This is a genomic window from Paraburkholderia sp. SSBN10T (assembly GCF_056619545.1).
On the sequence record NZ_JBWQQI010000004.1, the window covers coordinates 1 to 24619 of the forward strand.

General features: G+C 58.8%; 26 protein-coding genes. 16 read left to right on the forward strand and 10 right to left on the reverse strand.

The window, feature by feature from the left end; genetic code table 11:
- Nucleotides 1-357 precede the first annotated feature (357 nt).
- The 5 genes from AC1ECK_RS07095 to AC1ECK_RS07115 form a co-directional block, all read right to left on the reverse strand.
- Entirely contained in the window at nt 358-786 is a 429-nt protein-coding gene (locus tag AC1ECK_RS07095; RefSeq protein WP_480317363.1) for a globin domain-containing protein, read from the reverse strand.
- Between the two features lie 782 nt (nt 787-1568).
- Nucleotides 1569-1883, reverse strand: coding sequence for a DUF4148 domain-containing protein (locus AC1ECK_RS07100; protein ID WP_480317365.1), 315 nt, complete (start codon nt 1881-1883; stop codon nt 1569-1571).
- Between the two features lie 274 nt (nt 1884-2157).
- Complete coding sequence (locus AC1ECK_RS07105; protein WP_480317366.1) at nt 2158-2922, reverse strand: SDR family NAD(P)-dependent oxidoreductase; 765 nt, start codon at nt 2920-2922, stop codon at nt 2158-2160.
- A gap of 108 nt (nt 2923-3030) precedes the next feature.
- Nucleotides 3031-4044: an aldo/keto reductase gene (locus AC1ECK_RS07110; protein ID WP_480317368.1), complete on the reverse strand. Its 1014-nt coding sequence runs from the start codon at nt 4042-4044 to the stop codon at nt 3031-3033.
- 174 nt (nt 4045-4218) lie between these two features.
- Complete coding sequence (locus AC1ECK_RS07115; protein WP_480317370.1) at nt 4219-5127, reverse strand: LysR family transcriptional regulator; 909 nt, start codon at nt 5125-5127, stop codon at nt 4219-4221.
- Between the two features lie 211 nt (nt 5128-5338).
- Here AC1ECK_RS07115 and AC1ECK_RS07120 point away from each other — a divergent pair, with 211 nt between their 5' ends.
- Together AC1ECK_RS07120 and AC1ECK_RS07125 are read left to right on the forward strand one after the other, a co-directional pair.
- Nucleotides 5339-6136 carry a carboxymuconolactone decarboxylase family protein gene (locus AC1ECK_RS07120; RefSeq protein ID WP_480317372.1) on the forward strand — a complete coding sequence of 266 codons (798 nt, stop codon included), beginning with the start codon at nt 5339-5341 and terminating at the stop codon, nt 6134-6136.
- Between the two features lie 60 nt (nt 6137-6196).
- On the forward strand, nt 6197-7042 hold the full coding sequence (locus AC1ECK_RS07125; protein WP_480317374.1) for a shikimate dehydrogenase family protein: 846 nt from the start codon (nt 6197-6199) through the stop codon (nt 7040-7042).
- Between the two features lie 139 nt (nt 7043-7181).
- Here AC1ECK_RS07125 and AC1ECK_RS07130 read toward each other — a convergent pair whose 3' ends face one another.
- Entirely contained in the window at nt 7182-8129 is a 948-nt protein-coding gene (locus tag AC1ECK_RS07130) for an alpha/beta fold hydrolase (protein ID WP_480317376.1), read from the reverse strand.
- Between the two features lie 275 nt (nt 8130-8404).
- Here AC1ECK_RS07130 and AC1ECK_RS07135 point away from each other — a divergent pair, with 275 nt between their 5' ends.
- From AC1ECK_RS07135 to AC1ECK_RS07165, 7 genes are all read left to right on the forward strand, one after another.
- Nucleotides 8405-9076, forward strand: a complete 672-nt coding sequence (locus AC1ECK_RS07135; protein WP_480317378.1) for a GntR family transcriptional regulator — start codon at nt 8405-8407, stop codon at nt 9074-9076.
- Between the two features lie 117 nt (nt 9077-9193).
- Nucleotides 9194-9988 (forward strand): ABC transporter substrate-binding protein, encoded by a 795-nt coding sequence (locus tag AC1ECK_RS07140; RefSeq protein WP_480317380.1) that lies wholly within the window; start codon nt 9194-9196, stop codon nt 9986-9988.
- 66 nt (nt 9989-10054) lie between these two features.
- Nucleotides 10055-10753, forward strand: coding sequence for an ABC transporter permease (locus tag AC1ECK_RS07145; RefSeq protein ID WP_480317382.1), 699 nt, complete (start codon nt 10055-10057; stop codon nt 10751-10753).
- Nucleotides 10750-11475 carry an ABC transporter permease gene (locus tag AC1ECK_RS07150; protein WP_480317384.1) on the forward strand — a complete coding sequence of 242 codons (726 nt, stop codon included), beginning with the start codon at nt 10750-10752 and terminating at the stop codon, nt 11473-11475. The genes AC1ECK_RS07145 and AC1ECK_RS07150 overlap by 4 nt, the downstream gene beginning before the upstream one ends.
- Before the next feature lie 10 nt (nt 11476-11485).
- Nucleotides 11486-12250 (forward strand): ABC transporter ATP-binding protein, encoded by a 765-nt coding sequence (locus tag AC1ECK_RS07155; RefSeq protein WP_480317386.1) that lies wholly within the window; start codon nt 11486-11488, stop codon nt 12248-12250.
- 58 nt (nt 12251-12308) lie between these two features.
- Nucleotides 12309-13679, forward strand: a complete 1371-nt coding sequence (locus tag AC1ECK_RS07160) for an aspartate aminotransferase family protein (protein ID WP_480317388.1) — start codon at nt 12309-12311, stop codon at nt 13677-13679.
- A gap of 17 nt (nt 13680-13696) precedes the next feature.
- The gene (locus AC1ECK_RS07165) at nt 13697-15289 is read left to right on the forward strand and encodes a gamma-glutamyltransferase family protein (RefSeq protein WP_480317390.1); all 1593 of its coding nucleotides are present in this window, start codon (nt 13697-13699) and stop codon (nt 15287-15289) included.
- Between the two features lie 162 nt (nt 15290-15451).
- Here AC1ECK_RS07165 and AC1ECK_RS07170 read toward each other — a convergent pair whose 3' ends face one another.
- Both AC1ECK_RS07170 and AC1ECK_RS07175 read right to left on the reverse strand, forming a co-directional pair.
- Nucleotides 15452-15754 carry a hypothetical protein gene (locus tag AC1ECK_RS07170; protein WP_480317392.1) on the reverse strand — a complete coding sequence of 101 codons (303 nt, stop codon included), beginning with the start codon at nt 15752-15754 and terminating at the stop codon, nt 15452-15454.
- Nucleotides 15755-15840: 86 nt separating this feature from the next.
- Complete coding sequence (locus AC1ECK_RS07175; protein ID WP_480317394.1) at nt 15841-16563, reverse strand: MlaA family lipoprotein; 723 nt, start codon at nt 16561-16563, stop codon at nt 15841-15843.
- A gap of 307 nt (nt 16564-16870) precedes the next feature.
- On the opposite strand from AC1ECK_RS07175, the gene AC1ECK_RS07180 reads away from it, so the two are divergent.
- The 5 genes from AC1ECK_RS07180 (at nt 16871) to AC1ECK_RS07200 (ending at nt 21528) form a co-directional block, all read left to right on the forward strand.
- Nucleotides 16871-17695, forward strand: coding sequence for a MipA/OmpV family protein (locus AC1ECK_RS07180; RefSeq protein ID WP_480317396.1), 825 nt, complete (start codon nt 16871-16873; stop codon nt 17693-17695).
- A 14-nt stretch (nt 17696-17709) separates the two neighbouring features.
- Nucleotides 17710-18036, forward strand: a complete 327-nt coding sequence (locus tag AC1ECK_RS07185; protein WP_480317398.1) for a winged helix-turn-helix domain-containing protein — start codon at nt 17710-17712, stop codon at nt 18034-18036.
- Between the two features lie 31 nt (nt 18037-18067).
- Nucleotides 18068-18853: a response regulator transcription factor gene (locus tag AC1ECK_RS07190; RefSeq protein ID WP_480317400.1), complete on the forward strand. Its 786-nt coding sequence runs from the start codon at nt 18068-18070 to the stop codon at nt 18851-18853.
- Between the two features lie 43 nt (nt 18854-18896).
- On the forward strand, nt 18897-20252 hold the full coding sequence (locus tag AC1ECK_RS07195) for a sensor histidine kinase (RefSeq protein WP_480317402.1): 1356 nt from the start codon (nt 18897-18899) through the stop codon (nt 20250-20252).
- A gap of 127 nt (nt 20253-20379) precedes the next feature.
- Entirely contained in the window at nt 20380-21528 is a 1149-nt protein-coding gene (locus AC1ECK_RS07200; RefSeq protein WP_480317404.1) for a glycosyltransferase family 9 protein, read from the forward strand.
- A 112-nt stretch (nt 21529-21640) separates the two neighbouring features.
- Here AC1ECK_RS07200 and AC1ECK_RS07205 read toward each other — a convergent pair whose 3' ends face one another.
- The gene (locus AC1ECK_RS07205; protein WP_480317406.1) at nt 21641-22153 is read right to left on the reverse strand and encodes a winged helix-turn-helix transcriptional regulator; all 513 of its coding nucleotides are present in this window, start codon (nt 22151-22153) and stop codon (nt 21641-21643) included.
- Nucleotides 22154-22303: 150 nt separating this feature from the next.
- Here AC1ECK_RS07205 and AC1ECK_RS07210 point away from each other — a divergent pair, with 150 nt between their 5' ends.
- Entirely contained in the window at nt 22304-23065 is a 762-nt protein-coding gene (locus tag AC1ECK_RS07210; RefSeq protein ID WP_480317408.1) for an SDR family oxidoreductase, read from the forward strand.
- A gap of 61 nt (nt 23066-23126) precedes the next feature.
- Here the strand turns inward: AC1ECK_RS07210 and AC1ECK_RS07215 are convergent, their stop codons facing one another.
- On the reverse strand, nt 23127-23468 hold the full coding sequence (locus tag AC1ECK_RS07215; RefSeq protein ID WP_480317412.1) for a hypothetical protein: 342 nt from the start codon (nt 23466-23468) through the stop codon (nt 23127-23129).
- Between the two features lie 272 nt (nt 23469-23740).
- Here AC1ECK_RS07215 and AC1ECK_RS07220 point away from each other — a divergent pair, with 272 nt between their 5' ends.
- A complete protein-coding gene (locus AC1ECK_RS07220; protein WP_480317414.1) occupies nt 23741-24559 on the forward strand; it encodes a MipA/OmpV family protein in 819 nt (272 codons plus the stop codon).
- Nucleotides 24560-24619: the final 60 nt, after the last annotated feature.

A 24619-nucleotide genomic window follows, 5' to 3' on the forward strand; every position in this document is an offset into this window, starting at 1 on the left:
TAGGAGCGGTGCCTCCTTACTGGTGAAGGGCTGTCTGGACAGGCACTTTCACAACGTGGGTCGGAGTATGGGTAGCCACCGGCCGGGACTGCAGGAGCCAAACCTGGCGCGGCTTCACGGGCGATTGTAGGAGTCGGCTGCCTTCCACCCCGTAAGAGCTTGCCGGATCTTCACCTTCCTGTGGAAGAACTCAATTCGCTTCCCTACGGAATTGAAAGAGCTAGTCTCGCTTATGAACAACGACGTTGAAGTTGTTTGGGAGCGCCATAATGAAGAGCGAACGATTTTTGTCTCGCGAGACTTTTGCAATCTAACTGCGGTTGCTAGTGAAGCCGAATGGCATCATCCTCTTTTCGTTTAGATCTGTTGCTCGCGGCTCTTCAGGACATCTGCTAAAAACCAATACGCTTCGCCCCAAGCGTTCAGGACGCGCTCATCCGCGGCGTCCCCGAGCACATCCTTGATCGCTGGAAGCAGCGCGTTAGCGACAGCAGGATAGTGCTCAGGTTTAACATGCATAGCAACGTGACGTGCGGCGATCCGTTCTATAGCCGGTGTCAAAACGTCGAGCCTGTCCGCGTTAGTCGCAAATGCGAGGAGCGCACCCGCCAGTCGCTTTGGTTGCTCCCCTGATTTTTGGGCTGCATCATCGAAAAGCGCTCTCATTTCCGGATCCACGAAAAGCCGCTCGTACATGCGGGTCGTGATTGCCACACCATGCTGTTGCATGACGGGAGCAGTAGATTTAACGATGGCAATCGTTTCTGGCGAAAGAAGAGCGCTCATGGCATTCTCTCCGAAAGGAATATTCATTGGGGAGCGAACGTAGCCAAGTCTGGCTGATTCGCCAGCGCCCGATGAATTAACTCACGAAGGCCCGCTGCAGCCAGTTGTCAGCAATTTACCGGAGCGGTTCAGTAGTAGTACGGTCTATGCGAAATTTATCCTGCAGGGCATGAACGCAGTCGTTCGAGAACCATCTCGGAGCAAGACGGTTTTATGTGGACGTGTTCACTGCCGAATAAGGCTAGCAGCCAGGCAATCGCTTACCGGACAAAAGCAGATCAATCGACGCCACTTGACGGATTTCGATCATTGCTTCCTTGTCTTCTGCGTAGACGCTCCTACACAGTCGTTTTCCATACCAGAGGTAGCCGGACGTATCGGTATTGGTTTTCTGAGGAGGCGTCGTGGGAGCGGGTTCTGCGGTGCCATTCAGTCCGGGATAAATCACCCGTACTCTGTCTAGACGCGGCGACGCGGCCTATTCAATCGTGGGGACATTGGCACGGCGCGAAACCTGGGCACTACTCAGCATTTCATGGGCGCCGGCGCCGGTGCAAATGGCTGAAGTGGGTCGAACTGAGCAGCACGCGTCAGGCGGAGTTCGTTTTGGTTCGTTCGACGCCAGCTCTTGTCTGCTGCCGCGTGAGCGCACGACGACGCATGCGGGCACCCGTTGCACAAACCTAAACGGGAGCGGAAACTTGCACCAATCGACGAAGCGCCAAATTGGTGCGCGATGTTAGCGAACGGGCGAATCGCTAACGACTCGCCCGTCAGACTGGTTAGTGAGCAGAGTAAAGCGAACGCGAGCCGGTAAATACCGAGACCGAGGGGGCGCCGGATTCCGACGAGCCGCTCACCACACCACCAACGCCGCTCGTCGATCCATTCTGTACGGCAACGCGCGCTTCCGCAGCCTGGATGTCCGCCGGATAGCTGGCATTGTCAGCGACTGCGGGGTTGTAACCCGCCTTCTCGAGCTGGACCAGTTGACTACGAACTTCGGCGCGCGTCACGGGTTGATTCGACTGCGCGAACGAAGCGACAGGAGCGGACAGAACGACAGCAATAGCAACGGCCTTGATAAGCGAGTTCATGATCACTACCTCCAGAGATTGTTTTGCAGGGCGCTGCAAACAGGTTTGTGTGCAGCCGGTGAACACAGTCTAGGAAGGTAGCGGCTTAGGGTAAATACCTAAGTTATGAAATCACTTTTCTCGCAAACGTGACAATGGAGATGTCATGTCAGCGCAAATTCGACGACGTGGGGCGAGCCGGTCTGCTTCCTCGTGGTGGCGCAACTCATTGGGCACGCCCAGCCCGGCGAATGGCTGCGAACCGATCCTTCGGCATTTCGGCAATCCGCAGCACCTATCGCATGATGAAGCCACCGTCCACGGAAATGGACTGACCGGTCACATAGCTCGAGGCGTCGCTGCAAAGCCAGAGGACGACGTCGGCGATCTCCTCCGCGTTCCCACACCTGCCCATCGGAATCGCCTTCAACAATGCGTCGAGCGCCTCGCTCTGGCCGGAGGCTGCCATCTGCTCGGCCATCGGTGTCCAGAACAGACCTGGGCAGACGGCGTTGATCCGGACACCTCGTGACGCGTATTCAAGGGCGGCGCTCCTGGTCAGCCCTAGTACGCCATGCTTTGCAGCGTGATAGGTGCCGCGCTCCGCTCCGCCGACGAGGCCGCCCAGCGACGAGCAATTGACGATCGCACCATTGCCCTGCCTGCGCATCTGTTGCAGTTCGAATTTCATGCAACTCCAGACCCCACCGAGATTGATCGACATCACTCGGTCGTAGTCGTCTCGAGGCGAGTCGGCGGTTTCCGCGAGAACATTCTGAACGCCGGCGTTGTTGTAGGCGACATCCAGCCTTCCGAAGGTCGACACAGTTTGCGCAATCATTGCCTCTACCTGCGCATCGTCGGCCACATCGCAATGCATGGCGAGGACTGCGCAACCTCGGGTCTCCAGTTCGTCTGCCGCTGATTGCACGGACTCTCTATCCCAGTCTGCCAGCACGACCGAAGCGCCCGACAAAGCAAAGGCCTTCGCTGTCGCCAGACCAAGCCCGGAGCCCGCCCCCGTGACGAGTGCGACCTTGTTCTCAAAAGTTATATTCACAGTGAGTTCTCTCAACCTCGTGCAGCCTTGGTTATCAGTGATGTTTTGCGTGGCACCGGTTCCGCGCTACACAGAAGAAGCGGATGCGGTGTTGCACGGGTTGGCAGATCAACCGATCACGCGTCGACCTTCGACGGGATAGTTCGGATCCGTATAACCGGGCGTCGATGCATGGCCAGGAGGAACCAGACTGTCGACAAACTTTTCGTCGTCCGGTCCCAGTTGCAGCGTCAGTGCGTCCATATAGCTGTCCCAGTGCGCTTCTGTGCGCGGACCCGCGATGGCGGAACTCACGAGCCTGTTCCTGAGCACCCAGGCGATGGCGAACGCAGTCGAGGTGGTACCGCGCTCAGCGGCGTAAGCCGCGACTTTCTGTGCAATGGCGAGTGATTCCGGACGCCACTCAGTCTGCTGGATGCGCTTGTCGCCGCGCCCCACACGAGAATCGGCGGGCGGCGCACTGTCGGGTGCATATTTGCCGGTCAGTACACCGCGAGCGAGCGGGCTGTAGGGCACCGCGCCAATCCCGTAGTGTCCGGCAGCAGGCATCAGCTCGACCTCGGCCGTGCGGTCGACCATGTTGTAAACCGGTTCGATTGCAACGGGACGATCGATGCCAAGCTGATCGGTTAGGCGCACTATTTCCGCAATGCGCCAGGCGCGGAAGTTGGACAGACCGAAGTAACGCACCTTCCCCTGGCGAATGAGGTCGCCGATGGCACGAACCCCTTCCTCGAGCGGTGCATCAACAAGCGAGCGGTGGAAGTAGAGAACGTCGATGTAGTCAGTGCCAAGACGCTTCAGGCTAGCGTTGACTGTCCGGCAAATCCATTTGCGTGACTGCCCCTGTTCGTTTGGACGGGCGGTTGCCGAAGCCGGATAGCCAAACTTCGTTGCTACAACCCAGTCGTCCCGTCGTTGCGCGATCGCCCGGCCAACGATTTCTTCGGACCGACCGGCGTGGTAGACGTCGGCGCTGTCGAGAAAATTGACACCCTGGTCGAAAGCCTTGTCGATAATCCGGCGGGAGGTAGCTTCATCCGTTTCGCCGCCAAACATCATCGCACCCAGACACAGGGGCGAAACCTTGAGGGCGCTGCGACCCAGATATCGATAGTCCATTCTCATCATCTCCATGCAGGCTGCGCCTGCGGTTACTAAAAGCGTGGGCGCCGGAACAGGCGCACCAACTGGCGCTTCGATCGCCGTCTGTATGGATGATGATAGGTGGATGGTATCTAGCGATAAAGCCCGTAAAGCGGCAAACTCCCATGAACTGAATTCATGAATCTCATTTCAGTTCCCGCGCTCTGTCTTGCGATAGCGGATCGCATCGATTACCACGGTCATCGCTCGCGAGAATTCACGGCGGGTCGCATAGCAGGCGTGCAGCCCCGGGAAGGTGGGACACCATTCCTCCAATACCTTCACGAGGCGACCCGCTTCGACATGAGGCTGGGCGAGGTCAGCCGGAATGTACGCCAGGCCGTATCCCGACAACGCTGCCGCCAGCATCTGGTAGGTCCCGTTGAAAGCGAGTTGTCCGTCGACGCGAACCTGCACCTCGCGACTGCCTTTTCTTAACTCCCATGCGTAAAAGCCGCCCAACGTCGGCAAACGAAGATTGATGCAGTTGTGAGCGGTCAGGTCCTGCGGCTTCTTTGGCAACGCACGCGTCTTCATATATTCAGGAGACCCGACAATTGCCATGCGCATCTCGGGTGCGAGGCGGACCGCAATCATGTCCCTGGCTACCTGATCGCCATGGCGAACACCGATGTCATAGCGATCCGCCACGATATCGGAGAGGCCGTAGTCGGTGATGATTTCCACCTTGATGTCCGGATATTCACGCAGGACCGGCGACAACCGGGGCCACAGGACCGTCTCGGTTGCGTAATCGGTTGCGGTGATGCGAATCGTGCCCACAGGTTTGTCCCGAAACTCTGTCACGGCCGCCAGTTCGGATTCGATTTCTTCGAAGCGGGGGGCGATTGTCCGAATGAGACGTTCGCCTGCCTCGGTCGGCGAAACGCTGCGCGTGGTTCGAGTCAGGAGTCGCATTCCGAGTCGGGTTTCGAGTGCCCGAATGGTATGGCTCAAGGCGGATTGCGATACGCCGAGTTGCGCAGCGGCACGCGTGAAACTGCGCTCGCGTGCGACGGCGATAAGTGCAAGCAGGTCGTTGTAGCTTTCGCGACGCATTGATGAACTCACTTCATAGGTGTTTGCCGATTCTAGCGCCTAGTCGAGCATGAGTGGGTACGTTAGATTTCAAATGTCGTGCATCGTCCATCCATTCCTGCCGCGCTGCCGGGACCGAATGTGAGCACAGGGTGCGCTTATGTGCGGTCGAACGACGCCGGCCGGATCGGTGTATTTCGATGCGATCGGGCGCTATTGAAGGAACCGACCGATGAAAATGTTCGCAGCAGCGATGCTGTCGCTTGCGCTCGGTACTGCGGCCTGTTCGCAGATTCAAAGGAAAACTGATATGGAAAGTCTGGATCGCTCGTCCGCCGTCAATCTGCTCGCCGGAATGGGTACTGTTTCACCTGCGCTTGAGCGTTATACGAACGATGTGGTCCTGGGAGACCTGTGGAAACGTCCGCAGCTATCCGCACGGGATCGAAGCATCGTCACGCTCTCGGTGTTGATTGCGCGCAATCAGAGCGCGGAGTTGCCGTTCTACCTCGATCTCGCACTCGACAGCGGCCTCAAGCCCAGCGAGATCTCGGAAATCATCACGCATCTGGCGTTCTATTCCGGTTGGGCCAATGCGACCGCGGCCGTGAAGGTGACGAACATCGTATTTGAAAGACGAGGAATTACGGCGGCGCAGCTCCCACCAGCGTCGGTTGAACCTCTCCCTTTCGACAAGGCGGCAGAAGCGCAACGCGAGACCACCGTGCAACAGAATTTCGGCGCGGTCTCGCCAGGGGTCGTTCAATTCACCCGGGACGCGCTGTTCAACGACCTGTGGCTGCGGCCGGGCCTTGCGCCGCGTGACCGTAGTCTCGTCACGGTCAGCGCGCTGGTTGCCATGGGACAGGTCGCACAACTAACCTATCACCTGAACCGGGCAATGGACAACGGACTGACCAGGGCACAGGCGTCGGAGGTCATGACACAACTGGCGTTCTATGCGGGTTGGCCGAATGTTTTTACGGCGCTTCCGGTCGTTAAGGATGTGCTGGAGAAACGACCCGGCTAATCTACTTTCCGGTGCTACGGGCACCACAGCAGTCGATTGATGTCCGGGAGGAGTAGCCGGATGACCCTGTTGATTCAACGCCAGAGAAACCGGATGCCTGAAAAACTGGATGGCGCCACACGGCTGTTCCCAATCATCGGCGACCCGATCGAATTCGTAAAATCGCCGCAGCGGTTGACCCGTGGTTTCGAAGCACGAGGCCGCAATGGCCTGTGCCTGCCCATGCAGGTAGCGAAAGGCGATCTGGATGCGGTCATGCATGCGCTGACACTGACTGGAAACGTCGACGGCCTGCTTGTCACGATGCCGCATAAATTCTCGGCATTCACCTACTGTGCCACCAGTTCCGATACTGCACGGCTGCTCGGTGGAGTCAGTGTCATGCGTCGCAACGCGGACGGTACGTGGCACGGCGATATGCTCGACGGCCTTGCGTTTGTGAAAGCGCAGATCGATCACGGTGCGCGCATGAAAGACGGCCGTGCATTGCTGGTTGGCGCCGGGGCTGCGGGCAGTGCGATCGCGATCGCTTTGCTCGAGGCGGGTGTACGCGAACTCATCATCCACGATGCCGACGAATCTCGCTCGACCCGCCTGACCGGGATCGTTGCCGACCCCGGCCGGGGGCGCGTACGCGTTGGCCCGGTCGACCCGGCGGGATGCACCCTGGTGTTCAACGCGACCCCTATGGGATTGGCGGCGAACGACCCGCTTCCAGTCTCCGGCGACCTGCTGGATCCGTCGATGTTCGTTGGCGACGTGATCGCCGGACATGGTGTGACGCCGTTTCTGAAGGCGGCGCAGTCAGCGGGTTGCAGGACGGCTAACGGCGTGCAGATGGTCGATGCAGTTCAGGAGATGATGCTTGATTTTATGCTGGGCCAAGACACCTGTCACAGCGTTTAGCCGGCCGCTGGCTAAACGTCGCCGTGGCCGCACAACACCGATCGCTGCACGGCAAGGCTCGGGGTGTGTATGCCGCTTGCGTGAGGTGGTGATCGGGTCGGCTTGAGGCGCGGCGGTCAGTGCCCCAAGCTCGGCTGGTCTACTCCCCGCGGCTGGAGCAGCGATTGATGAATTCCGCGACTAGACCCGTGGTTTCTGCGGGTCGCTCCAGGCTCGGCAGATGAGCGACGCCGGACAATTCATGGTAAGACCCATTCAACACTGTAGTTGCAACATGACGGCTTCGGTCCTGAGTGCTGGGAAGGTCGAGGTCACCACAGATCACAAGCGACGGCACCGATATCTCACCTAAACGATGATAGGCGGGTGCGGCATCAAGATTCGCCCCAGTCGGCGGTAACCTGAGCGCAACAGTGTTCATGTCGACGAACAACTGGCGAGCCTGACCCATAACACGACCTTCCGGCTCCAGTGGGCCGTCTAGGGAAAGGCAAGTTCTAATCGCGATCGCCTGATCTACATCACCGATCTTCTCGGCTTCCCGCAGTTGCATCCGTAGGTCCTCGATTTTGGGCGGGCATATTGTTTCCGGTGCACCGGTCACGTTGGGCGCAATGAGAACAAGGGCACGGACACATGATGGATGCCGAAGGGCCGCATCCAGCACAATTCCGCCGCCCTGTGAGCATCCAACAAGGATCGCGGGCTTGCCGTCCGCCATGGCGTCAATCACCGCCATCAAATCCGCGACCGCAGAAAAATCCTCCCTGTCGGCACGGGTCTCGCCAAAACCCCGCCGATCGTAAGCGATAGCCTTATTGCTAACCCCGATGCCATCTAGTTGCGCGCGCCACATGCGGCGATCGGCAACACGGGCATGCACAAAGACAACCGGGTCGCCACTCCCGACGACTTCCGCAGCCAGCATGGCTCGGCCGGACCTGATCCGAAAATTGGTGCTCATGGCTCGTCCCAAGTGTTCGTGAAAATTGGATTTGAAATTATCGACGACATCACGCTTGATCTCAGGATACCGTTTGTTCAGCTTGCTGACAGCGACTCTCCGAGTCCGCTCAGGGGCGGTCATTGGACTGTTAGTGCTAGACAGCCGAGATGAGGCGGCTGAGATGCTGTTCGCATATCTAAGCGAATTCTGAAGCTGGATCGCCTGAGGCTGCGAGGACTTACCGGAGCCCAGGATGAATTCCTGCTAGCCGCATCCAAAACGTATCGCCTTGAAATGGACTGAACAAGGGTTTTCCCTTATTTTTGCGCTTTATTGGATTGATATATTGAATTCATGGATACAAATATCCAGTTTTACAAATAGATTTCATCCCGGCTGAACCGATCAGGAAGACCATGGAAGAAAGCGTTCATTCCTTTCGCACAGGATTCGCTGTCACGGCGGAAGAACAGGCCTATGCGCATGTGCTGTATCGCCTCCGCATGGGCGTGTACCGCGCCGGTGATCGCCTGATCCCCGAGGAGATCGCAGCCGAGATAGACACGAGCCGCATGCCCGTGCGCGAAGCATTCCGCAGACTCGCGAGCGAGGGGCTAGTCGTGATCCGGCCAAACCGGGGGGCAATTGTCCGCGGGCTGGATGCCGACGAGATGGAAGAGGTTTTCTGCATGCGCGGCGCGCTTGAGGGACTGGCAGCAAAGATGGCACTGCCGGGCATCACGCCCGTGCACGTCGCTGAACTGGTACGGCTCCTCGAAGTGATGGAGAGCCACGAGCAGGACGCACATCAGTGGGTGAGCGCGCATCGGAATTTCCATGAGTATCTGTGCCAGTTGAGCGGCCGCAAACGTCTCGTCTCGCAGATTGCCGGCCTTCATACTGTTGTCGAGCCTCACATGCGGCTCTGGCTGCAACTTGCCGACAAGCAGGTGACTTCGCGTGACGACCACACGACGATCATCGACGCCATCAAAAGCGGCGATCCCGTGGCTGTCGAGGCGTCCGTGCGGGAGCACATCGAAGCGACGGTGCCGGCGCTGCGTCGATGGATGACGTCGGGCCGTTAGGAAAACATGCCGTCCATAGCGATGAACTTTCCACAAATATTAGTTCTGCGAATATAAAACGAGTGCGATGGGAGCATACGACCGCACGTGACGTACACCAACCTTTTGAGCTTCGACATGAAACGACTCGCAAAGAATCTGCTAGCACTGACCGTATGCGTTCTCGCTTTGAATGCACATGCGAAGGAATGGAAAGACATCCGCATCGGCTATGAAGGCGCTTATCCGCCGTTCTCGTCGATTCAACCGGACGGCAAACCGGTGGGCTTCGATATCGACATCATTCACGCACTCTGCGCTCAGATGCATGCGAACTGCACGCTGGTACAGATCAACTGGGACGGCCTGATTCCCGCGTTGCAGGCCGAGAAAATCGACGCGATCGTCGCGTCCGTTGCAATCACGGCCGAGCGCAAACAGAAGGTCGACTTCAGCGAGAAGTATTACAACTCGCCGCGCAGGCTGATCGCACCGAAAGCGACCCCGATCAAGGACGCGACGCCCGCCGAATTGAAGGGCAAGCGCGTCGGCGTGCAGCGGGGCACGTTGGCCGACAAGTACGCGAGTGCGTACTGGGCGCAAAGCGGCGTGCAGATCGTGCGCTATGCGACGCAGGACGAGGCCTATATGGACCTTCGCTCCGGCCGTCTCGACGCTGGGTTGCAGGATGCGACTGCTGCCTACAGCGCGTTTCTGACCAAACCGGAAGGCGCGAATTTCAAGTTCGTCGGGCAACCGATTCTCGGCACGACGCCGGAGCAGAAGGCGCTGCTCGGCGAAGGCTACGGCATCCCCGTGCGCAAGGGCGACGACGATCTGAAGCAGCAGTTCAACCAGGCTATCGAGGCGATCCGCGCAAATGGTGTGTATCAGTCGATCGAGAAGAAGTACTTCAATTTCGACATCTACTGATACCGATGGCGAAGCGCCGCGAGCGCACGTTATCGAGGCCTCCAACACGTCATTCCAGGTGGAACCATGCTCGAACTCCAGCAGTATTTCCCCGCACTTGTACAGGGCGCTGGAATCACGCTTGTGCTCGCTGTACTGTCCGTGGTGCTCGCGGTGTGCCTGGGCATGATTGGGGCGGTGGCAAAGCTGTATGGCTCGCGGGCAATCGTCTCGATGGCATCGGCCTACACCACGCTCGTCCGCGGCGTGCCCGAGTTCGTGACGATGCTGCTTGTGTTTTATGGCGGGCAACTTATCCTCAATCAACTGGCGTCATTGATGGGCTTTCATGCACCAGATGTCAACGCCTTCGTTGCGGCCGTGTTGACCATTGGTTGCATCTTCGGCGCCTATTACACGGAGACGTTTCGCGGTGCGATGCTGAGCGTGCCGCGCGGTCAGATGGAGGCGGCCCGTGCTTACGGTTTTTCGGGCTGGCTTGCGTTCCGCCGCATCCTGTTGCCGCAGATGATGCGCCTCGCGCTTCCCGCCGCCGTCAACAACTGGCTGGTTCTGCTCAAGGCGACGGCTATTGCGTCGCTGATCGGCCTGCACGATGTGATGTTCATTGCAGACCAGGCGGGCCGCACGACGCAGGCGCCGATGACTTTCTACCTTGCGGCTTGTGCGGTGTATCTCGTGGTCACATCGGGTTCGACGGCCTGTCTTGCGCGAGCACGCACGTATCTTCATAGAGGCGTTCGGGAAGGGAGCCTGCATCGATGACATACGAACAACTCGAGCAACTGTTTTCTTCGTACGCGGGCGGCCTGTGGGTAACGGTTCAGCTCACGGTTTTCTCACTCGCGCTGGGTTTGCTGATCGCCATTCCGCTCGCGGTGCTGCGTGTGTCGCCCAACCGTATCGCGAGTGGTCCCGTTGCGGTCTACACATGGTTCATCCGTGGCACGCCGTTACTCGCACAACTGATGATCGTGTACTACGGATTCGGCCAGTTTCAGTGGCTGCAGGACGCCTGGCAGCGCGGCAATCCTGTTCTGTCCGTGCTGCGCGATCCGTATTACTGCGCGCTGATTGCACTGACGGCGAACACCTGCGCATACACGACGGAGATTCTCGCTGGCGCGTTGCGCGCAACCCCGTATGGCGAGATCGAAGCAGCGCAGGCATATGGCATGAGTCGGCTCATGGCGTGGAGAAGAATTCTTCTGCCCTCCGCGCTGCGCCGCTTCATTCCTGCGTACAGCAACGAAGTGATCCTGATGCTGCACGGTACTTCGCTTGTGAGCGCCATCACGATTGTCGATCTGACGGGCGTTGCGCGCGATTTCTATGCGAACTACTACGCGCCCTTCGAAGCATTCATCTCGGTCGGCACCGTGTATTTCGGGCTGACCACCCTCATTGCGCTGCTGGTCCGGATCACCGAGTGCCGATATCTGGTTTATCTGCGTCCCCAGAATTTTGCCACTCTCGCCAAGGGATAGAACTCGTCACATGAACGCATTGACTGTCGAAAATCTGCACAAACGGTATGGCGACAACGAAGTGCTCAAGGGCGTCTCGCTGTCGGCAAAAAGAGGTGACGTGATCAGCATGATCGGTTCGTCGGGTTCGGGCAAGAGCACATTCCTGCGGTGCATCAACTTTCTCGAATCGCCATCGTCGGGCCGCGTGAGCCTCAACGGGGATGAAGTACGCACCTCGACCAACGGACGCGGCGAAATCCGGATCAGCGATCCCGCGCAACTGAGGCAAATGCGCACCCGGCTCGCGATGGTCTTCCAGCACTTCAATCTTTGGGCACACATGACCGTGCTCGAGAATGTCATGGAAGCGCCGAGGCACGTGCTGAAGCTGACCAGAGCCGAGGCCGCGGAACGGGCTGAGCGCTATCTGGAGCAGGTCGGCATGACGCGTTTCGCAAATGCTTTCCCGTCGCATCTGTCCGGTGGACAGCAGCAGCGGGCTGCGATTGCACGCGCGCTCGCGATGGAGCCCGACGCGCTGCTCTTCGATGAACCCACGTCGGCGCTCGACCCGGAACTGGTCGGCGATGTGCTCAAGGTCATGCGTGATCTCGCGGAAGAGGGCCGCACGATGATCGTGGTGACGCACGAAATGGGCTTTGCACGCGAGGTCTCGAATCATGTGGTCTTTCTTCATCAGGGTGTGGTTGAAGAAGAAGGGCACCCCCGCGAAGTGCTGAAAACGCCGAGAAGCGAGCGCCTTCAGCGATTCCTGTCTGGAGCCATGAAGTAGTCCCAATGCCGCACGACGAGAACACAAACGTGGATGAGACGAATCAAGGAACGAACCTATGCAAAACCTGAAACAGAACGATATCGATCACTACCTTCACCCCTACACCAATCTCAGTCTTCACCGCGAAGTTGGGCCGATGGTGATCGAGCGCGGCGAAGGCGTTTACGTCTACGATACCGAGGGCAAGCGATATCTCGAAGGACTGGGCGGGCTTTTCTGCGCATCGCTCGGCTTTAGCGAAACACGGCTCGCGGATGCTGCCGACAGGCAAATGCGCAAGCTGCCGTTCTATCATGCGTTCGGACACAAGTCGTCGGAGCCTTCGATTCTGCTGGCGGAGAAGCTGATTTCGATGGCGCCCGTGCCAATGTCCAAGGTGTTCTTCGCGAACTCCGGGTCCGAGGCGAACGATACCGCCGTCAAGCTGATCTGGTATTTCAACAACGCGATCGGCCGACCACAGAAGAAGAAAATCATTTCCCGTACACGCGCCTATCATGGCGTGACGATTGCGTCGGCGAGTCTTACCGGCTTGCCGAACAATCATCGCGACTTCGACTTGCCCATCGACAGGATCTTGCACACCGACTGCCCGCATTTCTATCGCTATGGTTTGCCTGGCGAGAGTGAAGAGCAGTTCGCCACGCGCTGCGCCGAGTCGCTGGAACGATTGATCCTCGAAGAGGGCGCAGACACCATCGCGGCGTTTTTTGCGGAACCAGTCATGGCGTCCGGTGGCGTAATCGTGCCACCCGCCACCTACATGGAGAAGATCCAGGGTGTGCTCAAGCGCCACGACATTCTGCTCGTGGCCGACGAAGTGATTTGCGGTTTCGGACGCACGGGGAACATGTTCGGTTCGCAGACCTTCGGCATGCAGCCCGACATGATCACGATGGCCAAGCAGCTATCCGCCGGCTATCTGCCTATCTCGGCGCTGATGGTCAACGAGCGCATCTACCGAGGCCTCGTCACTGAAAGCGAGAAGATCGGCACGTTCGGACACGGGTTCACGTACAGCGGCCATCCCGTGTGCGCTGCCGTCGCGCTGGAAACGCTGAAGATTTACGAGCAGGACGGCATTCTCGAACATGTGAGAGCCGTCACGCCGCACTTCCAGGAGCGAGTGGCCGAACTTGGCCGGCATCCGCTGGCAGGTGAAGCGCGCGGCGTCGGCCTGCTTGCGGCTGTCGAGCTGGTCGCGGACAAGCAAAGCAAGGAACCTTTCGCGCCGTCCGAGGGCGTTGCCGCCTATGCCGGCACGCGTGCGTTGTCATATGGACTGATTACGCGTGCTTTGGGCGATACCGTTAATTTCTGTCCGCCGCTCATCGTGTCTCATGCGCAGATCGATGAAATGTTCGATTCCGCGCAGCGCGCGCTCGACGACACGCTCGCATGGCGCAAAACCCTGCACAACAACTGATGGAACGGGCAAACAGAATGAGAGATTTCGAGCAACCGGGACGATCGCTGGTGATGTCGAAGGACGGCATGGCGGCGACATCGCATCCCGCTTCGACGCTGGCCGCCGTGAAGATTCTGGAAGCGGGCGGCAATGCAATGGATGCGGCGATTGCTGCCTGCGCCGTGCAGTGTGTAGTCGAGCCCGGCTCGACGGGAATAGGCGGCGACTGCTTCGCGCTGTATTCGCGCGGCGGCAGCGACGACATCGTCGCTTTCAATGGCTCCGGGTGGGCGCCGCAGGCAGCCAGTGTGCCGATGCTCAGGTCAATGGGCGTTTCGTCGATCGAGCGTCATTCGCCTCATGCCGTGACGGTGCCGGGCGCTGTCGACGCATGGGCGACGCTGGCGCGCGATCATGGCTCGATGCCGTTCAAGTCGCTGTTCGCTTCGGCGATCAAGCTGGCGAGCGAGGGCTACGCGGTAGCGCCGCGCACGGCAGCCGACTGGGCGAATCAGGCCGCATTGCTGGGGCTGGACAAGACGAGCCGGGAGCAGATGCTGGTCGACGGCGCTGCGCCAGCGGCGGGAATCCTTCACCGGCAGCCGTTGCTCGCGAAGTCGCTGATGGCCATCGCGGAAGCGGGTGCGCGTGTCTTCTACGAGGGGTTCATCGCGGAGGATATGGTCGGGTGTTTAAAGGACAAGGGCGGCCTGCACACGCTGGACGACTTTGCACAGTATCGCGGCGAATATGTGAAGCCCATCAAGGCGAGCTTCCGCGGCTACGAGGTGCATGAGTGTCCGCCGAACGGACAGGGCATCATCGCACTGCTGATACTGAAGATTCTCGAAGGATTCGAGGCAACCGGTGATCCGCTCGACGCCGACCGGCTGCACCGCGAAATCGAGGCGACACGGCTTGCATATTCGATTCGCGACGCGCTGCTCGGCGATCCCCGCGGCCAGCCGCTCGATATCGACTGGTTGCTGTCGGACGAAACGGTGTCGAAACTGCGCGCGGAAATTACGCTCGAGCGCGCCATGACCAACGTGTCCACATACCGGCCCGCCGATCACAAGGACACCGTATATATCTGCGTCGTCGACAAGGACCGTAATTGCGCGAGTTTCATCAACTCGCTCTTTCATCCTTTTGGCAGCGGGATCATGGCGCCTCGTAGCGGTGTGATGCTGCACAATCGTGGGCAGAGCTTTGCTGTCGAAGAGGGGCATCCCAATGCGATCGCGCCTCATGCGAGACCGATGCACACCATCATTCCCGGTATGGTCACGAGGAACGGCAAAGTACAGATGACCTTCGGCGTGATGGGCGGTCACTATCAGGCGATGGGGCATGCGCACTTTCTGTCGAAGGTGCTGGACTATGGACTGGACATGCAGTCTGCGATTGCATTGCCGCGCGTTTTTCCTCGACCGGGCACGAGAGTCGTCGAGACGGAATCCACTTTACCGGTCGCGACGCGTGACGAACTGACGAAGCGCGGATTTACTCTGGTGCCGCCGAACTCGGCCATCGGCGGCGCGCAGGCGATCTGGATCGACTGGGAAAACGGCACGCTTGCCGGTGCGTCGGATCATCGCAAAGACGGCTGTGCATTGGGCGTCTGACCGTCCTGACGTCACGGAGTGGCTCCGGCGGCCCTCCGATTGATTGACGTTCAAGCCGCTTTCGCATCCATCACCGCGCCGCACGGCGCCAACCATTTGACCATTCGTCGCAATTGGTTGCGCGTCAACGCCAGCGCGCCCGGATAGGGTTGGAAGAGAGGATCAAAAATCGTTTCTAACCGCATGCAGCAGGTCGCCAGGCGACTTTTGCATGTTGACCGCATCGATGACGTCAGTTAGAAACCACGGCAAGTTCAGTTTCGTATTGGGATCGCTAACACCGACGCTGATCAAGGGGAGAGACTGGGCACGGCCGCCCTGCGTGTCATTGTCGTTGAGGTGCGGGTGAGACGTGTCCAACGTAGCAGGAGTTTGGGAAATGGATTTCTCAAATGCGTACGAGCATACCGGCAGAAGCGCTGTGGCGAGCGGGAGCAGGACGGTGGCAAGTTGAAGACGATTCATGATCTGATCTCCGTGAAAGGGTAATAATGCGGTTTTGCGTGGGAAGGCAATCTTGTCCGCCCGGCTCGATCAAGTATCGGTCGAGACTAAGGGGCCGGACGCCCGTAATCTGGAACCGTGTCGGCATTGCCGGAATTCGCCGCGAGCGCGCGTCGTCTTTGCAGATAGAGACCGCGGGTGAAGGAGTATTCGTCGAGTGCCGCCTGCGAAAGCAGATTCGTCGAACCCAGCAGATCGGCGCGCGTGCTGACGAATCGCGTGCCGGCCACCGATACCTGAACCGGAACCGATGCAGCGGCGAACGGGTTGAGCAGGCTGTCGACGGCGACATTGCTGACGTCGCGCACGCTGCTCGGTCCCAGCAGCGGAACGACCAGATACGGTCCGATCGGCACACCATAGTGCGCAAGCGTCAAACCAAAGTCCTGATGATGTTTGGGCAGCCCAGCGGGCGTCGCCCAGTCGATCAGTCCGCCGATGCCCAAAGTGGAGTTGAACGCGAAGCGCATGACATCTTCGGTCGCATCGACAGCCTTCAGTTGCAGGGTGTCATTCGCGAAGTTGCCGATGTCACCGAGATTGGAGAAGAAATTCCGGATTGCCGTTCGCGCGGGCGTTGGCATCACCTTCTGATAGGCGGTCGCCACAGGCTTGGCTACGTAAGTGTCGGCCTTGGTGTTGAACGAGAAAATCGCCCGATTCATGGGTTCGAGCGGGTCGCCTGCGGTGCGTTCGGGGCCAGTTGCGCACCCGGACAAAACGAGCGTCCCGGCCATGAGGGCCGGCGCCGTCAAACGAAGCGTTTTCATGCAGGTTCTCCATGCGCTGGATGACCGGTGTGCCGCAGCCGGCACGCCACGCGATGCATGGTCTCACCGCAAGACTTACCGGCGACTTACCGCCGCGGCCAGGGAAGGGCATGCATTGATCCGCGCTCGCGCGTAAATCATCATGCGTTTCCACCGACACAGCATGGTCGCGTGCAACGTGGAGCACGGCCGCGCAACGGCGCACCGGCGCAACATGCACGCTCCGCCACATTCCTTTTTGCCGGTAAGTAACGGGTAAGTCGATCGCTCATATAGTCGGTCCGGTCTTTTCACCGACCTGCTGGAAATGACCGTGAAAAAAAATCCGTTACCTGTTCGCCGGATAATCCTGGCGGTCGCTACGCTTGCATTCTCCTCCGGGGTAGCGTGGGCCGAAGGGGACGGCACAGACCAGACCGATGCGCAGAATTCGGGTCTGACAATCCTGAGCAATGCAACGAATGTGACTCACTGGGGGCTTGGCGCGGGCATCGGTATCGGGGAGTCGCCCTACAAGGGGGACGGCGCCAGGATTGAACCGTTTCCGCTGGTTTCCTTCGACGATAAATGGATACACGTGCTGGGCACCACGGTCGACATAAAGATCGGCAACTGGAGCGGCGTGAGTGTCGCCCTGCGCGGAAAATACGACCTTGGCGACGGCTACAAGCAATCCGATGCGCCCATCCTGAACGGCATGGAGGATCGAAACGGCGCGTTTTGGTACGGTCCCGCGCTTGCGTGGCATAGCGCATTCGGCACGCTTTCCGGGGACTATCTGCTGGGCGGAAACAAGGGCGAGCGGGCCAGTCTGGAATACAGCAGATCCTTTGACGTCGGCGCTTTTTCGATCACACCGGACGTCGGCGTCGAGTGGTTGAGCGGCAAATACGTCGACTACTACTATGGCGTGCGCCCCTCCGAGGCACGACCCGGACGTCCGGCGTACACGGGCACGGCGACCTGGAACGCGTCGCTGGGAACGCGCATCGACTACAGCCTGACGAAGCACCAGCGTGTTGGGCTGGACGTTGGCGTGTCGCATCTGGGCAGCGGCATCACGGACAGTCCTCTTGTCGGCAAGCGGTTCATTCCGGAAGTCAGGGTCGGCTACAACTACCAGTTCAAGTGAGCACAGGAAAGCACATGGGACCGGCCATTCTCTGCTTCGCCGATATCTCAGTGGATTCGCACAAGAGCGTGATGTGTCGTGGCGAGCAGACGGTCTTTTTGGCGCCGGCTGAGTTGCGGATCATGCTTTGCCTTGTAAGGGAAGCCGGGAGCGTAGTCCAGCATTCGGCACTTGAACGTGCGGGCTGGGGAAGTTGCGGGGCGTCTCTCAACACGCTGGAGGTGACCTTGCATCGTCTGCGCAGGAAGATGGCGGCGCTTGAAACCGCAACCCGGATCGCGAATGTACGTGGTGTCGGCTTCACACTGCAGGCTGGTCCAGCGACCAGTCTGCAATCCTGACCAGCGATGGCAAGAGAAGGAGCATCGAGGTATGAAACAGCTGATTCTCGTGGTCGACAGCGACGCCGCCTGTCGCGATGCGCTGCGTACCTGCCTGCAGGCAAGTGGTTTCGATGTCGGCGTGCTGTACGAGCCAGGCAAGGTGGCGAAGCGTCTCGAGGAGGAACGCCCGGCGCTCCTCGTCATGTCGAGCGGCGAGGTGTCCGGCCGTGCAATTGAGGTAGTGAAGGGGTTGCGGCATCGAGGCGACGACCTGCCGGTCATCATGCTCGGTGAGCGGGATGATGTGACGGAGCGGATCGTGGCGCTGGAATGCGGGGCAGACGATTTCGTTTCGAAGCCATTCAACACCACAGAAGTGCTGCTGAGAACGCGACGCGTGCTGGAACGCTCCGGAACGTTGAATTATCGGGATCCCTCTTCGAGACCGCCATTTCGCTTCGATGGCTTCGAACTGGACTATGTTTCACGCACCCTGGTGCTGGATGGGAAAAGGGTGCGACTCTCCGATAGCGAATATGCGATGCTCAATCTGTTCACGAGCGCGCCCGGCCAGGTGCTGTCGCGAGCGGAGATTGCCCAGCGCATCTGGCCCGACGCGCCGCGCCGGGCCAAGCTGGTGAGCGTCTACGTGCATCGGTTGCGCCAACTGGTTGAATCCCGGGAGAACGCTCCGGAGCTGATCGAGACCGTGCGTGCGCGGGGATATCTCTTCCGTCCGCGTCCGGGAGGCAGCAATGAGCGCATGGCTCTGACGACCGGTGCGCCCACGTCGTTTGCAACGGACCCTATGCAAGGATTCCCGTGTGGCCTGTGATCCGGTCGCTACGGTCAGTCCGGTTTCAGGAAAAGAGGACGTCATGTTCAATCACTGGGTTCGAAGTCTCTCGACGCGGCTCCTGGTAACGACCGTCGTGGCGCTTGCAGCCATGCTGACGGTGGTCGCTGTGCTGGTTATCTACGCGTTCAACCATTATCCGGAGCAGACACTGGGTCGACACGAGGAGATCGAGAGCGTCGACACAGTGATGGGTGGAATCAGGTTCGACAAGGCGGGGCTTCCCGTTTCCGTGGACTTGCCTGAACCTGATGCATGGCTGTTTCAGGCGGTGCCCACCGAGGTCAAATACCGTGTGCTTGACGGGCAAGGTCATGTCCTGCTGACTTCGACAGGCGCGCAAAAGGATGGCTCGTGGCTCACCGACAATCTTCCATTGGCCGTCGGCAAGATAGTGCACGTGACCATTGACGGAAAGCGGTTCTCCGTTGCAACGCGGCAGCTCGTGCGGGGGCAGTCCGTGTTCTACGTGCAGACTTCGACCAGTGCACACTTCGTCGAAGCACTGGTCAGTCTCAAGGTCGGCGCGATTCCGGAAATCGTCTGGGTCATATTCCTTGTGGCGATCATGATATTTGGCCTGGCGCTGCCGTTTACGATTCACCGGCTGCTCAAGCCGTTACGGGACGCGTCAGACGCCGCCGCGCAGATTACACCGCGTAATCTGAAGATGCGACTTTCGGGCAGTGGCGTTCCGAGTGAGATCAGGCCGTTGATTGACGCCTTCAACGAGGCGCTTGGACGACTGGAGAACGGATTTGCGATCCAGCAGCAACTCCTCGCGACCGCTGCGCATGAGCTTCAAACGCCGCTGACATTGATCCGCGGCCAGATCGAGTTGCAGCCGGAGATACAGAAAAAAGACCTGCTTTTCCGCGAAATCGACCTGATGTCGCGACAGGTTCGACAGCTATTGCATCTGGCCGAAGTCAGCGAGGTACAGAATTTCACCTTCGACGAAGTCAGCAGCGTGGACGTGGCGCACGATGTCGTTGTCTATCTGGCTCGCAAGGCCAATGGAAAGCAGGTGAAGCTGCATATCGAGGAGCGCAGGACGCCGGCGCCAATCTGGGCGGACAAGAGTGCGCTGTTCATCCTCCTCAAGAATATCGTCGAAAACGCGATCAATGCGTCGCCTGTCAACAGCGTCGTGTCGTTGGCGATAGACGAGGTCTCGATTGAGATTCGTGACGAGGGGCCGGGCATACGGCAGGCTCATCTTCCGTTTCTGTTCAAGCGATTCTGGCGTGCGCCCGATGCAAGATATGATGGTGCGGGACTCGGGTTGGCGATATGCAATGAAATTGCGCTGGCGCACGACTGGCGGTTGACGGTGAGCAGTCTGGCGGTCGGGACGAGATTTACCGTGTGGCTATAGAACATTGGCCGTTTATCGCGTCTCCGTTTTGCCGTGATTGCAGGTTCTCGCTCAAGCGCATCGGTGTTGACCGGGGGCTGCGATCGGGAGGTTAGATATGCAGCGAGATTTTCCAACGGAATGGTATATGACCGCGCTCTTCCCTGATCCGGTGCGTCCCCAGTCGATTCTCGTCATTTGCACGGCACGTATCGGCGACGTGTTGCTTGGCACGCCGGTAGTACGTTCGCTAAAGGCTCGCTGGCCTGCTGCGCAGATCGACATGCTGGTGTTCGACGGCACCGCCGGCGCACTGGAGAACAATCCCGATATCCGGCACGTCATTTCCGTGAAGCGGCGTATGGGGCTGAAGGCGCGTCTCGCGTCTCTAGGCAGGATATGGCGCAAATACGATCTCGCCTGCTCGTTGAGGGTTTCCAGCATCGCGACAATCTATTGCTGGGCTGCGGGACGCAAGCGAATCGGCGTTGTTTCTCCGTCCGGAAAGAGCTGGTCCAGGCGGTGGCTGCTGGACCGCTTTGCGGTCGAGCGCGACGCAGCCACGCATGTGCTGGAAAGTGGCGCCTCGCTGATGAACGTACTCGGTGTTTCACCCAGCTTCGACGTTGTCCTCCCTGCCATCGGTACGAAGCCCGAGCAGTTGACGGAGCTGGACCAGATCGTCGCCCGCATGGCGGGAAGTCCCTTTGTGGTCCTGCATGTATATCCGAAATACGCATACAAAATGTGGCATATCGAAGGCTGGGTGTCGGTCATACGGTTTGCTCGCGCGTCAGGCTGCGCGATCGTCCTGACCGGAGGTTCGGCCGCCCCGGAAGTTTCGTATGCCGACGATGTCGTCAAGCGCGCAGAGGGGGAGGTTGTCAACTTCGTTGGAAAATTGAGCTTCGGAGCAACAACCGAAGTCATTCGACGCGCACGCCTGTTTGTCGGTCCCGATACCTCGGCATCGCACGTTGCGGCGGCGGCCGGCGTTCCGACCGTCGTGCTGTTCGGACCTTCCAATCCCGTTCGATGGGGGCCGTGGCCGAAGGGCTGGACTGGCCGTAGTCCATGGAAACTCGTCGGCTCCCAGCAACGGGGCAATGTCTATCTGATTCAGGGTGCTGGCGCTTGCGTGCCATGCCAGAGGGAAGGTTGCGAGGGAAACATCCATAGCCGGAGCGATTGCCTGTCGACCTTAAGTGCGCATAGTGTCATCGATGCGGCAGAAAGTCTGTTAGGGACTGAAGTGCCTGATAAAACCAGTCTGCCTGTTTATTTGAAGGTGCTTTGATATCCGAATCAGTATCTGTCGAGATATGGGGGCGAGTACCGTTACGATGCCAGGTCGGCATCCGCGATGCCAGGCCGACTGCATCACGACCAGATTTATCGCGGGAATGGGTTCAATTTCTTCCGGGCTTCTTTGTGGAAGAGAAGCCATTCTCCCTGACCGTCCTTGCTGGCACAGGGATTAGCGTTTCCGGTCGAGAACCGATGCCCGTTGTCTTGCCGTCGAAAGTCGCTCGAGCCGCTTCCACTTCTGTGAGGTGTTCTTCCGCCCACATCCACACTCCGCAAAACGCGGCACTAAGGCTAAGTCCCAGCGTCGTGAGCCGGTATTCGACTTTGGGCGGCACCACAGGATGCACTGTACGGACCACCAGGCCTTCGCGTTCCATCAGACGCAGGGTCTGAGTGAGCATCTTGTAGCTAATCCCATGAACCATCTCACGCAGTCGCGTGAACCGAAGCTCTCCATGTTCTGTCAGCACTTCGATAACCATCATGGTCCACTTGTCTGCGACGCGACCGATAAGCTCTGTCACTAACGCTTCGACCCTTCGGTCAGCGGTCTCTTGCGTGTCGCACTGCTGATAGGACTGAAGTGCTGCTCGCTGCTGCTCTGTGACTTTCATCGTTCCCTCCACACTCACCTTTTGGTGAGTAATGAACTTTTGGGTGCCTACTTCCCATTGGAAAGTGCTGCTTCTATATTGCCATGCATGACGTGCTTGATGCTATCAATCCCAGCTCGCACGAGAAGCGAAAGTGATGAAGGAGAAGTCGTGAAACTCAATGGAAGAACAATCCTGATCACAGGCGGCACGAGTGGCATTGGCCTCGAGCTCGCGAAGCAACTCATTGCCCGGAAAAATACGGTGCTCATCACCGGCCGAGATGCACAGCGGTTAGCCGAAACGAAATCGAAGCTACCCGTGCACACGTATGTGTGCGACGCGGGCAATTCTGCCGACATTGAAAGGATTCAGCGAGCAGTGACGGCGGATTTTCCCAACCTGGACACACTCATCAACAACGCGGGCATCATGCGCAATCTTGACCTCAACAAGCCGCATGAGCTAACGGATGTCACGCGGGAAGTCGCTGTGAACCTCAGTGGCCCCATCCAGATGGTGCAGGCGTTTTTGCCGCAACTGAAGGCACGACCGGACGCGTTGATCGTGAATGTGTCTTCGGGACTGGCTTTTGTGCCATTCCCGCTTGCGCCGGTCTACAGTGCTGCCAAGGCCGGAATTCACGCTTTCACTCGCAGCCTTCGCGCCCAGTTGACGGGTTCCAGCGTCCGTGTGGTGGAGCTGGCGCCGCCGGGAGTGGAAACACCCTTGTTCCGTGGCGAGTTCGAGAAAGAGATGAAAGGCCAGAAAGCGATGGATGTACAGGTTCTGGTCAGGATGGCGATAGCGGGTATTGAATCCGGCAAGACGGAGATTCGACCGGGGTTGAGCAACGTTCTGTACATCCTGAGCCGAATTGCTCCGCAGCTTCCGTTCAGGCAGATGTCGAAGATGCTTTCAGATGCGTCATAGTGGGCGCGCTGTTGTGCGGCCAGAGATGATCGAAGGTGCGGCGCCGGTAAGTCTATCTGAATCAGTCAGCGCAGCGATGACCGCGCAGCTCCAGATGCAACTGGACGAGCCACGCGTGGCTGCAGTCATCTGCGAGGGAGGTTATGTGATCGGGTTCGTCCGAACGTTGAACCTTGTTCGCCCGAGCGGCTGCATTGAACGCGAGCCAGGCGCACCACCGCAGCAGCAACATGATGACTAGCGCTGCTGCAAACATATACGCCTGCCACGGCCATTCGGGCATACCGTCGTCCAGCTCGCCGAAGATCAACATAAGCCCGAAGCACAGGACAATGGCCAGAGTTGCCGAGATCGAGAAGAGCACGATATTCGCGCGTAATGCTGTCATAGTGAATGCTTTCAAGACACGCTTCTGTCAAGAGATGAAGGTGAGTCGCATTGTGAGCACGATTGACTTACCAGACGCTTACCTGTTGGGCTGCAGCGGAAATCTTGCGCGGATTGCACCACTAACATCCTGCGATACGCCAGTCACGTCAAAGCCATCGGCATCGCGTACGACATTGAGCTTCGCCTTGGGGTTCATCTCCGCATTTTTTTGACGAGTAAGTGAGAGGTAAGTCGAGCGCCCATAAAGTCGGTTCCGTTTCGTCCACTGACCTTATGGAAACGATCATGAAAAAAGCTCGTCTGCGCATTCAACCGCTATTTTTGACCGTTGCATCAATTGCCTTGTCCGCGGGTCCTGCGTGGGCTGAAGATGCTGGCGACGACCAACCAGTTGCGGAAAATTCCGGTCTTACGATCCTGAACAATGCAACGAACGTGACGCACTGGGGGCTCGGTGCGGGCGTCGGTGTTGGGGCGTCGCCGTACAAGGGTTATGGCTCGAAGGTCGAACCCCTTCCGCTGGTTTCCTTCGATGACAAATGGATACACATCCTTGGCACTACTGTCGATGTGAAGATCGGGAACTGGAGCGGCGTAAGTGTCGCGCTGCGCGGAAAGTTCTCACTGGGGGATGGATACAAGCAGTCCGACGCTCCGATCCTGAATGGCATGGAGAATCGAAACGGCGCGTTCTGGTACGGTCCGGCGCTGGCATGGAATACGGCATTCGGCACACTTTCCGGGGATTACCTGCTGGGCGGCAACAAGGGCGAGCGGGCTAGTCTCGACTACAGCAAGTCTTTCGATGTCGGGAATTTCTCGATCGCTCCGCATCTGGGTGTGGACTGGTTGAGCGGCAAGTACGTGAACTACTACTATGGCGTGCGCTCATCCGAGGCGCGGCCAGGGCGCCCGGCGTACACCGGAACGGCAAGCTGGAACATGTCGCTGGGAACGCGCGTCGGCTACAAATTTACAGAACACCAGAGGGTCTTGCTGGACGTCGACGTGACGCATCTGGGCAGCGGTATTACGGATAGTCCACTCGTCGGAAAGCGCTTCGTTCCAGAAGTCAAGATCGGCTATCTCTATCAGTTCAAGTGATTCCAGTGTCATGTTGCGAGTTGCCATGACTTCCTGCGCGTGTTTTGCGTCTGCAAGTGT